The organism is Pseudomonas sp. K5002, assembly GCF_013386655.1.
Lineage (GTDB): Bacteria > Pseudomonadota > Gammaproteobacteria > Pseudomonadales > Pseudomonadaceae > Aquipseudomonas.
Window position 1 is genome coordinate 1 of record NZ_JACARK010001426.1, and the last position, 463, is coordinate 463.

The window sequence follows — 463 nt, forward strand, 5'->3', positions numbered from 1 at the left end:
TCGCCACAGCAAGCTCACTCTCCACACCGCCAGCGGTGATGCTCAGCTCCGGGCAAATGCCACCGCCGCCTGAAACTGTTCATCCGTCGGCCGCACGCCGGTGTACAGCACGAACTGCTCCAACGCTTGGATGGCGATCACTTCCAAACCGGTGATCACTCGTTTGCCCTGGGCCCGTCCACGCAGGATCAGTGGCGTTTCCGAGGGAATCGCCACCACATCGAAGACCGTCTCGGCCGCATCAACCGCGTCAGCTTCAAACGCCAACTGATCCGCTTCCGCCCCTCCGGTCATGCCAATCGGCGTCACGTTGACCAGCATCTGCGGGCGCAAGGCACCCAACTGCGCCTGCCACTCATACCCCAGGCTCTGGGCCAGCGCCCGGCCCGCTTCTTCATTGCGCGCCACGATCACGCCCTTGGCGTAGCCGCCATCTCGCAAGGCACTGGCCACCGCCTTGGCC

Annotated in this window: 1 pseudogene; it reads right to left on the minus strand. The window is 64.6% G+C overall.

The features are described 5' to 3' along the window. Positions 1–42: 42 nt before the first annotated feature. Positions 43–463: pseudogene (locus HX846_RS36925) on the minus strand (shikimate 5-dehydrogenase); the annotation flags it as partial.